The organism is Actinocrinis puniceicyclus, assembly GCF_018283645.1.
In the GTDB taxonomy this organism is placed as follows: Bacteria; Actinomycetota; Actinomycetes; order Streptomycetales; family Catenulisporaceae; genus Actinocrinis; species Actinocrinis puniceicyclus.
In genome coordinates this window covers 1-8,910 of the sequence record NZ_JAGSXH010000172.1, presented here as the reverse complement: position 1 = coordinate 8,910, position 8,910 = coordinate 1, and the positions used below count along the sequence as shown (strand labels likewise).

Below are 8,910 nucleotides of genomic sequence, written 5' to 3'. Positions count from 1 at the left end.
ACTGACGATCCCACCGACACCGTGAGCACCAACGCCCTGCCCGGCTGACCCCGGGCAGGGCGTTTCCGTCACCATGCGGCCCCAGCATCGATGCCGCCGACATCCTCATCTTCAACGTCGGGCAACAGAGGCCACGCCGGAGGAATCGGCCCTGGAGTTCTTCGAGAAGAACTACCAGCGGCTGGTCATGGCGGCCTATCGCATGACCGGCAACCGCGCGGACGCCGAAGACCTGGTCCAGGACATCTACATCCAGGTCAGCCCCCGCTGGGCCACGATCGAGTCCCCCTGGACCTACGTGACTACGGCCCTGGCCCACCGCGCAGCACAGGCCGCCAAGCGCCGCTCCACGCTCAAGAACCTGCTGGTCCGTTTCATCCCCGCCAGCCGGGAGCCGGTCCCGAGCGCAGAGCGGCTCGTCGAACTGCGCCAGGACGCCGAGCGCGTCCAGCAGGCCTTCGGCCGCCTACCCGAGCGCCAACGGCGGATCGCGGTCATGCACTACTACTTCGAGTACGACCCCGCCGAGATCGCCGCCGAACTCGATATCACCCGCCAGAGCGTCAACACCCAGATCGCACGAGTCAAAGCCAAGCTACGCAAAGAGTTCCGCATCCCGACCGACTCGCCGCTCCCGCTTGCGAAGGAGGAAGAGGCATGAAGACCCCCACGCACCAGACCTCTTCGCGCGTCGATCGCGAAATCGAAGCGGTCATCGGCCGCGCCGACGCCTACCTGCTGGCCACCGATCTGGACCTGACCCCCGAACAGATCAGGCAACGGCTTGAGATGCCAAGGCGACGCGGAACCTCCAAGAATCGCCGAATCCGGATGCCACGTTGGATGGACGAAGCACTGTTCTGGGCCACCGGCCTCGGCCTCCTGCTCGCCCTCGCGGCCCTCCTGATGCTGCTCTGCGGGCTCGTCTTGTTCGCCTACTTCCTCTTCCGGGACGGCGCGCAGCAGTACCTCGAGCACGTCGATGTCCACCGCAGGGTTCCGGACGCGGCCACCATCATCGCGACCATCACCACGGGGTCTGCGCTCCTGGCAGGCTTCGCCACCCGCATCGCCTTCTGGCTGGGGAAGAGGTCGGGATCCAGGGCCGCCACCAAACCAGCGACTGATGCGAAGATTACGCAGATCCATGGACGCCAGCCGGGATCGCGCACCCGCGCACCTATGGCAGAAGAGAGTTCCCCTCCGCAACGGCGCGCTACCCCAGGACGCCGGGGCCCTCTGCGCATGACCGAGGACGACGACCTCGTACCCCTGCGCCGAAACTCCAGCTCCTCAAGGCCGTGACCGAGCGTCGGGCGGGTGCGACCCGCCCCGGGCCCGACAAACATGGGCGACGGGCGGCATTGAGTCGGCACGCCGAAGCCCGTCGGCTTCCCGGAGACGACGGAATCGGTTTGCTCCCCACGACCTTCAACAGCGACCCTTGGATCATGCTCTCCAAAGGCGCGGGTCGGTTGAAGAAGTCGTACTCGCCGCCGGCCGAGCCCGGTCAGGAAACCAGGCAGGGCCGCTGCGACTGAACGTGGCCGGACGGATCTTTCAGAACGGCAGGAAACAGGTATGGGCAGGGGCAACGGGCCGAAGCGGCCGCAGGTGCGCATCGCGAGAACGGACTGTTTCTTCTGCGGGCGCACCGGCAAGATGACCGAGGAGCACGTGCTTCCGGACTGGCTGAACAATCTCGGCTACGGCGGCCAGGGGTTTCGCGAGTACATACGCGAGCGCCCGGACGTGCGTATTGTGCAGAACGGCGGCCCGTTCAGCAAGACCCTCAAGCTCGCCTGTAGGGCGTGCAACACACAGTGGATGAGCGGGATGGAGACCGACGCCAAGCCCGTCCTGCTGCGCTTGTTCAACGCGGGCGGCCGCCAAGCCCCCCTCGAGCGGCCCGAACAGATCACCCTGGCCCGGTGGGGCTTCAAGACCGCGGCGGTGCTCTCTCAGGTGGTGCGGCCTGGCGGCAACTTCCCCCTTGAGCACCGCCTCGGGTTCCACGACCAGGACCGCATCCCGGACCAGGCCTACGTGCGCATCGGCACCGCGTCGATCACCCAGCAGCCGCTGGGGATCCAGTTGGGCGAGGCGCAGTTCTTGCCGCGCGAGATGACGGCCACGATCGACGACCGTCCCACGACCACCTTCGGGCTTTACTTCGCGCGCTTCCGCCTGCTCAACGTGGTCTTCGAGGTGATCGGGCACACAGCGCCGCCCACCCTCGAGGTGGCGGTCGACGGCGACCGCGCCCTCGGCCTGGCGTTGCTGCCGCTGTGGCCTTCGAAGTTCGAGACGCTCTGGTGGCCCCCGACGAAGAGCCTCGATGAGATCGGCGGCCTCGACGGCCTCGCGCAAGTCCCGCTCGTCGGGATACCCACGCTCAACCCGGGCCCGGGGGCCCGGCCGTGAGCACGACCGCGGCCGCGACCCCGGGTCAAACCGCCGTGACACCGCCGCCCGGCACACGGACTTGCTCCGATCGCCTTGCGGGTAGCCGGCGACGTGTTGGCCCCGTACGGCGCGCGACACCCGAGATCCGCACACGCGGGCATATCGCAGGGGTCATACTCAGGACATGGACTCTGGAACGGCGGCGGTGTTCGGCGCCCTGATCGGGACGGCGGGCTCGACGGCGGCTGCGCTCGCGGCGGGGGTCTTCGCGCGGGCGCAGACCCGCGCGCAGATCGCGTCGGCGCGGGTGCAATGGCGACTCGACAACCGGCGGCAGGCCTACCAGGAACTGATCGCCTCGGCTCGGTCGTTCGAGAACGCGTGGTGGGAACTGGGCCACGCGCTGTCCCTGGAGCGCGACGGCGAGGAGGTGTTCGCCCGTATCGTTCAGCTCTACCCGGGGCTGACCGCTTCCGAAGCTGGCGTGCAGATCCTCGGGCCGCCCCCTGCCGCCGACGCCGCCCGCGAGGTGATCAAGCACCTGAGCGAGATGGACACCGCCGGCACGGGCTGGTACCAGGCAACGAACAAGGTCGACTCCACACGCGAGTGCGACAGGTTTTGGGCACTGCACGCCGCCAGCGGCGGCAAGATCGCGGCCTTCTGGACCGCGGCCCGCGATGCGCTCGAAGAACGCTAATCAGGCACGGATGAGGCCCGCGGCGGCGCTTCGTCCACTCCGATGCCACGGTGTCGATCTGAAGGGGCGAGGCGCGCTCAACCGCAGCTGCGCCGACATCAGCTGCGACCCTGACGGTTCTTGACGTGCCCGAACTGCAACCGGACCCGCGAGTATGGAGTTAGGACGCACGGCCGAGGAAATGCCACGAGCCTGAGACACAATCGGCACGCCATCCCGTGAGACAAGCACAAAACCGCAGCTCACAGAAGATCAACATGTCGCGGGGTGCGTGACCCTACAGGCTCCTGTAGGGTCCGCGATTCTGTAAGCAATATCCGGTGATCATGAGCACGATCCGAGCAATGTCCGGTGATCATGAGTAATCGCGGCCTACGGTCTGTGTGTGGGTTCAGAGTCTCATTCGAGCCGCCGACGCGCTACCCCGGTGGTGCGGGTTCGCTATGACGAGGGTGAGGTGCTTGATTTCCCGTTGGCGGACCTGCGGGGCTGCGATCCGGAACGGATCGACGGGGAGAAGTTCCGCGAAGCCGCAGCCCGCGGCGCCAGCATCGTCCAGATGGCTGGGGAAGTCGGCATGAATCCCGAACACATCAGGCTCCACATGGACCTGACCGGCGTGACCGCGCCGACATCGACCGACGTCAGACAGCCGCGCTCCAGGACGGCAAGAGTCCCGCACCAGGGAGTGCTGGAGCCGGACAGGCTGCGGGAACTCTACGAGGAGCAGAAGCTCTCCTTTCACCGCATCGCCGAGTTGGCCGGATGCAGTCACACCGTGGTCTCCGAGGTCGCTGCCCTGGCCGGGATCACCACCCGTCCCGCGCACCGGCAGCGCCGGCTCCCGATCACCCGCGAATGGCTCGAGCAGGAATACACCGTCAAGGCCAGAACGATGGCGCAGATCGCGGCCGAACTCGGCACCAGCCGCCCCCCGGAGTTCGACAGGTAGTGGCCTGATCTAGAGTTGGCTGGTCGCTGAGTGCCAGGTCAGCGCGTTTTGGCTAGGTCGCGAAGCTGAAGATGCCTAGTAACACGCTTTTGCTGATCACTGTGCGTTGAACATGATGTTTCGGTGTAGGTTCTAGTACGTTTATGTGAGAACCTCGTCGCGGAAGACCAAGGACGGCACGGTCCGCTATCTTCAGCTCGCCCATAGTGAGTGGGATGCCGACGCCGGGATTTCCCGGCTCAAGATCCTGTTCTCCTTCGGCCGCGAGGACCAGCTCGACCGGGCCGCGATCGAGCGGCTGATCGGCGCGCTGAGCCGGCTGCTGGACCCGGCCGCCGCGCTTACCGCCGCCGGCCCGGCCGACCTGGAGGTCACCGACGATCCGGCTCCGGTCGTGAAGAAGACCGGGTTCCGCTCCCACGGCAAGTCCAAGGACGGCCGCGACGACCTGCCGCAGGTCGTGGTCGGCATGGCCGTCACCCGCGACGGGATCCCGGTGAGGGTATGGTCCTGGCCCGGCGGGAGTGCTGACAGCAAACTGATCCGGCAGGTCAAGGACGACATGCGAGCCTGGTCGCTCTCGCGGATCGTGCAGGTCGCCGACCGCGGGTTCTCCAGCAGGGACAACCGCCAGGAGCTGATGCGCGGGGCCGGCGGCTACATCATCGGCGAGAAGCTGCGCTCGGGGTCGGGCGAGGTGAAGGCCGCCCTCGCCCGACCCGGCCGCTACCGCGTGATCCGCGACAACCTGCAGGTCAAAGAAGTGAACATCGGCAGCGACGACAGGTTCGTGCTCTGCTACAACCCCGAGCAGGCCGAACGCGACGCCGCCGTGCGCGACCGACTGCTCACCCAGCTCGCCGAGGCCATCGACGGCACCGACAAATTGACCAGGACCGAGCGCGCCAGGCTGGAGGGCGTGCTCTCGACCAAGCCGGGGCTCAAGCGGTTCCTGCGCGTCACGCCCGGTGGACTGCTGCGCATCGACAAGAAGAAGATCGCCGAGGAGGAGAACCTCGACGGCAAGTACCTGCTGCGCTCCTCCGATCCCGAACTGAACAGCGAGGACATCGCCCTGGGCTACAAGCAGCTACTGGAAGTGGAAAGAGGTTGGCGAGACATGAAGCAGGTCCTTGACCTGCGCCCGATCTACCATCGGCGCGAGGACCGGATACGCGCCCACGTCTGGCTGTGCTGGCTGGCCCTGCTGCTGATGCGCGTCGCGGAGAACACCTCCGGCCAGACGTGGAACCGCATCCGCGCCGAGGCCCAGCGGATCCACGCCGTCACCTTCACCGGGCCGGGCGGACAGTTCTGCAAGACCACCCAATTGTCGAAGACCCAGCGCGACCTTTTCGTCGCTCTTGGTGTCGATCCGCCGAAAACCATCCTCGACATCACCCCCACGACACGCTGAACTGCAGAAACGCCAGCACCACTCCAGCCCAGGCCCTCGGCGACGACGCTGAGGGCCTCGGCTCACGTCAAAACAGAGAATGCTCACCAGGGAAGGCCACCGACAACCAATAACTGGATCATCGGCCGCACTCATCCGCGCCAGCGGCGCTGGTCTGCTCCTGCTGACTGCTACCTCCTGCTCAAGCGCCATCGACGCGCGCATACCCACGGCAGGGCCGCGACCCTCGACGTCAGGGCTCCCAGTGGTCCAGCACCGGACTCTGATGTGCGGTACGACGATCGAACCGCCGACGGCGGCCAGCAGTTCACAGGACCCGGTCCAGCTCGCGATCACAAAGACCACCCGATCCGACACGAGCGTCTCGGCGACGTATCAGATCACCTCGCCCATCAAGACCGAGATGCTGAACCTGTCCGTGCGCCCGACGCCCCCGACCATCCTGCTGATACACAACGCGACGATCGCAGGCTTCCACCGCACGACGGACACGATCGACGGCAGTCCAGCCACCGGCTTCCCGATCGGCACTCGGCCTTACGCAGGCTCCCTGGCCATCGACACCCTGTGCCCGAACGCCACCTGGACCCAGATCTGGCAGAACCCAGCCGAATATCAGCTTGAGATCGTCATGTCCCGGCAACCCACCAGCGGCCAGCGGACCGCGCCCCCAGCCTCCTACATCACCGATCCTCTGACCACGGCAGTCGCCCCACTCCCGCAGTAAAAGGTCTTTTCTGCCGGACCTGTCAGCCAGGGCCCTCGTGCCAGACACGACTAGGCACAGTTCCCAGTGACCGAGGCGGCCAGCCCATACGGGGGAACGCGGCACGGCGAAACCCTTCTCCTCTGCGGTGTACAGCTGCGCCGAGTTCCTGCTCGGAGTAAGCACCAGCAACAGCTCGGTCAACAACGAGGACCGCCGCAGGCCGCAGTCCGATCCGCCCTCCTGGCCGGAGACGCAGCTGCGCTCGATCTGGTGGTTGTTGCCGTCGACCAGCACGATCGGCGTGGCTGATGGCGGCGTCGAGAGAACGCGGGTGCTGTCGGTTGATGAGGGGCCGGAGGCTTGACAGTATTCATACCGCAGACCTCTTACGGAATATAGTATGAGTGCTATCTTTCGAAGCATGGATTGTGTGCTCGATGTCAGTGGTCTGCGGATGCGGTACGGCCAGACCGACGTGCTGGCGGGTGTCAGCTTCACGGCGGGTCGCGGGGAGGTGCTCGCCCTGCTCGGGCCGAACGGCGCGGGCAAGACCACCACGATCGAGATCCTCGAGGGCTTCCGGATGCGTTCAGCCGGGCGAGTCAGCGTGCTCGGCACCGATCCCGCACACGGCGGCGAGGCATGGAGGGCGAGGACCGGCGTGGTGCTGCAGTCCTGGCGCGACCATTCGCGATGGCAGGTTCGCGAGCTGCTCGCGCATCTGGGCCGCTACTACGCGCCCTATTCCACGCCGGGTCTGACCCGGCCTTGGGACGTCGACGACCTGCTCGCGACCGTCGGGCTAAGCGAGCATGCCCGCAAGCGGGTGCGCACCCTCTCGGGCGGACAGCGCCGCCGGCTTGACGTGGCGATCGGCATCGTGGGACGGCCGGAGCTGCTGTTCCTCGACGAGCCGACCGCCGGATTCGACCCGCAGGCAAGGCGCGAGTTCCACGACGTCGTACACCGCCTCGCCGACCGAGAGCAGGCCACGATCCTGCTGACCACGCACGACCTTGACGAAGCGGAGCGGCTGGCGGACCGCATCCTGATCCTGGCCGGCGGCGCGATCATCGCGGACGGGTCGGCTGACCAACTCTCGCGCGCGATGTCGACCCGTTGCGAAGTGCGCTGGAGCCGGGACGGGCAGCGGTTCGTGCACGCGGCCGACGACGCTACCGCGTTCGTCAGGGATCTGTTCCGGCAGTACGGCGAGTCGATCCAGGACCTGGAGGTGCGCCGCACGAGCCTGGAGGAGACCTACATGGCGCTGGTGCGCGAAGCCGAGAACAGCGGGCCGCGCAGACTGACGGCGGTGGCGGCATGAACCCGAGGCTGTTGGCGGTTCGGGCGGGACTCTCGCGGGGCGGGATCGAGTTGCGCCAGACGCTGACCTCGCCGACCGACCTGATCACCTTCGTGCTCATGACCGGTGGTTTCCTCGCCGCGATGCTCTCGGCGCGGCACACGCTCCTGCCGGGTACCGCCGTCTCGTTGGGCACCAGCAGACTCGTTAGCGTGCTCGCCTTGGACGTCGGGATGTACGCGGTGCTCTGGATGGCCGACCGGCTCGTGGGCGACCGCGAGGACGGCACGCTGCTGCGCGCCAAGGCGATACCCCACGGCATGCTCGGCTATCTGGTGGGCAAGGTCGTCAGCATCTCGGCGCAGGTGCTGATCGCCGTCGCGGCCACCCTGCTGGCGGGCGCCTTCCTGGTCGCCGGCCTGGCGATCGGCAGTCCGGGCGGCTGGCTGACGCTCGCCTGGGTGCTCGTGCTCGGACTGCTTGCCACGCTGCCGCTCGGCGCCGTGCTCGGATCGCTGTTCCCCAACACGCGCACCACCGCGCTGATATTTCTCGTGTTGGGCGGCTTGGCGGCGATCTCCGGCATCTTCTACCCGATCACCCGCCTTCCGGTGTTCCTACAGTGGACCGGACAGGTCTTCCCGCTCTACTGGCTGGGACTGGGAATGCGTTCGGCGCTGCTTCCGCACGCGATGGCTGTCGTGGAGGTCGGCCATTCCTGGCGGCAGCCGGCCACGGTCGCGGTGCTCTTGGCGTGGGCGATAGCGGGGCTTGTGCTGGCGCCGGTCGTGCTTCGGCGGATGGCGCGCCGCGAGTCCGGCTCCAGGGTCGCGGCCCGCCGGGAAAAAGCGATGCGCGGCTGATGAGCGCCCCGCGAGCACGTACGAACGGAAATGGAACCATGAGCGAGACCATCTACAACCGGATCTCCATGCTGCGGGCCGAGCGCGGGATCTCCCGGCGCGAGTTGGCCGACGCACTCGGGGTGCACTACCAGACGGTCGGCTATCTGGAGCGCGGCGAGTACAGCCCGAGCCTGTACCTGGCACTGCGCATCGCCGAACACTTCGAGGTACCGGTAGAAGTGATCTTCTCCACCCAGCCATTCCCCCGACTGGGTACCGCCGCAACCGCCTAGCCCAACGACGCAGTACCCGCTCCCTCGGGAGCCGACAGCATCGCCGACGCTCGTCCGAGGTCAGGGTCGTACGTCCTCGGCTTCGCCTCCGGGCGCTCCACCTTGACCTCCTCCTCCCGCCAACGCACCGGCACCCGACGAGGCAGCTGCGAAGAGAGCAATGCTTGGAACCTGTGGATCGGCTCGGTGAGGGCGTACCCTCCCGAGTGATCGAATCCAAGGTCATCGAGTAGGCCGACGCGCCAACGTCGGCTGGGAGGGCACGCCCATGCTTACCGTAGT

The 8,910-nt window shown here is 67.0% G+C and carries 11 protein-coding genes; all 11 read left to right on the top strand.

Going from position 1 to position 8,910, the window contains the following annotated elements; translation table 11 throughout:
• Positions 1-73: 73 nt before the first annotated feature.
• The 11 genes from KGA66_RS26595 to KGA66_RS26545 all read left to right on the top strand — a co-directional run bounded on the left by KGA66_RS26595 (position 74) and on the right by KGA66_RS26545 (position 8,628).
• Entirely contained in the window at positions 74-661 is a 588-nt protein-coding gene (locus KGA66_RS26595; RefSeq protein ID WP_281416842.1) for an RNA polymerase sigma factor, read from the top strand.
• On the top strand, positions 658-1,305 hold the full coding sequence (locus KGA66_RS26590) for a hypothetical protein (protein ID WP_211471896.1): 648 nt from the start codon (positions 658-660) through the stop codon (positions 1,303-1,305). Before KGA66_RS26595 ends, KGA66_RS26590 begins: the two co-directional genes overlap by 4 nt.
• A 276-nt stretch (positions 1,306-1,581) precedes the next feature.
• Positions 1,582-2,424: a hypothetical protein gene (locus KGA66_RS26585; RefSeq protein WP_211471894.1), complete on the top strand. Its 843-nt coding sequence runs from the start codon at positions 1,582-1,584 to the stop codon at positions 2,422-2,424.
• Between the two features lie 166 nt (positions 2,425-2,590).
• Positions 2,591-3,106, top strand: a complete 516-nt coding sequence (locus tag KGA66_RS26580; protein WP_211471892.1) for a hypothetical protein — start codon at positions 2,591-2,593, stop codon at positions 3,104-3,106.
• A gap of 457 nt (positions 3,107-3,563) precedes the next feature.
• A complete protein-coding gene (locus KGA66_RS26575) occupies positions 3,564-4,058 on the top strand; it encodes a hypothetical protein (protein WP_211471890.1) in 495 nt (164 codons plus the stop codon).
• Between the two features lie 145 nt (positions 4,059-4,203).
• Positions 4,204-5,475 carry an IS1634 family transposase gene (locus KGA66_RS26570; RefSeq protein ID WP_211471887.1) on the top strand — a complete coding sequence of 424 codons (1,272 nt, stop codon included), beginning with the start codon at positions 4,204-4,206 and terminating at the stop codon, positions 5,473-5,475.
• Positions 5,476-5,740: 265 nt separating this feature from the next.
• The gene (locus tag KGA66_RS26565; protein ID WP_211471885.1) at positions 5,741-6,202 is read left to right on the top strand and encodes a hypothetical protein; all 462 of its coding nucleotides are present in this window, start codon (positions 5,741-5,743) and stop codon (positions 6,200-6,202) included.
• A gap of 127 nt (positions 6,203-6,329) precedes the next feature.
• Positions 6,330-6,548: a hypothetical protein gene (locus KGA66_RS26560; protein WP_211471884.1), complete on the top strand. Its 219-nt coding sequence runs from the start codon at positions 6,330-6,332 to the stop codon at positions 6,546-6,548.
• Positions 6,549-6,605: 57 nt separating this feature from the next.
• Complete coding sequence (locus tag KGA66_RS26555; protein WP_211471882.1) at positions 6,606-7,511, top strand: ABC transporter ATP-binding protein; 906 nt, start codon at positions 6,606-6,608, stop codon at positions 7,509-7,511.
• Positions 7,508-8,353 carry an ABC transporter permease gene (locus KGA66_RS26550; protein WP_211471880.1) on the top strand — a complete coding sequence of 282 codons (846 nt, stop codon included), beginning with the start codon at positions 7,508-7,510 and terminating at the stop codon, positions 8,351-8,353. The genes KGA66_RS26555 and KGA66_RS26550 overlap by 4 nt, the downstream gene beginning before the upstream one ends.
• Positions 8,354-8,391: 38 nt before the next feature.
• On the top strand, positions 8,392-8,628 hold the full coding sequence (locus tag KGA66_RS26545; protein WP_246508761.1) for a helix-turn-helix transcriptional regulator: 237 nt from the start codon (positions 8,392-8,394) through the stop codon (positions 8,626-8,628).
• Positions 8,629-8,910 lie beyond the last annotated feature (282 nt).

What these genes read in the sequence shown, in the direction of transcription:
- KGA66_RS26595 (WP_281416842.1), top strand. Translation starts at nt 74, where the DNA reads ATGCGGCCCCAGCATCGATGCCGCCGACATCCTCATCTTCAACGTCGG.
- KGA66_RS26590 (WP_211471896.1), top strand. Translation starts at nt 658, where the DNA reads ATGAAGACCCCCACGCACCAGACCTCTTCGCGCGTCGATCGCGAAATC.
- KGA66_RS26585 (WP_211471894.1), top strand. Translation starts at nt 1,582, where the DNA reads ATGGGCAGGGGCAACGGGCCGAAGCGGCCGCAGGTGCGCATCGCGAGA.
- KGA66_RS26580 (WP_211471892.1), top strand. Translation starts at nt 2,591, where the DNA reads ATGGACTCTGGAACGGCGGCGGTGTTCGGCGCCCTGATCGGGACGGCG.
- KGA66_RS26565 (WP_211471885.1), top strand. Translation starts at nt 5,741, where the DNA reads ATGTGCGGTACGACGATCGAACCGCCGACGGCGGCCAGCAGTTCACAG.
- KGA66_RS26555 (WP_211471882.1), top strand. Translation starts at nt 6,606, where the DNA reads ATGGATTGTGTGCTCGATGTCAGTGGTCTGCGGATGCGGTACGGCCAG.
- KGA66_RS26550 (WP_211471880.1), top strand. Translation starts at nt 7,508, where the DNA reads ATGAACCCGAGGCTGTTGGCGGTTCGGGCGGGACTCTCGCGGGGCGGG.
- KGA66_RS26545 (WP_246508761.1), top strand. Translation starts at nt 8,392, where the DNA reads ATGAGCGAGACCATCTACAACCGGATCTCCATGCTGCGGGCCGAGCGC.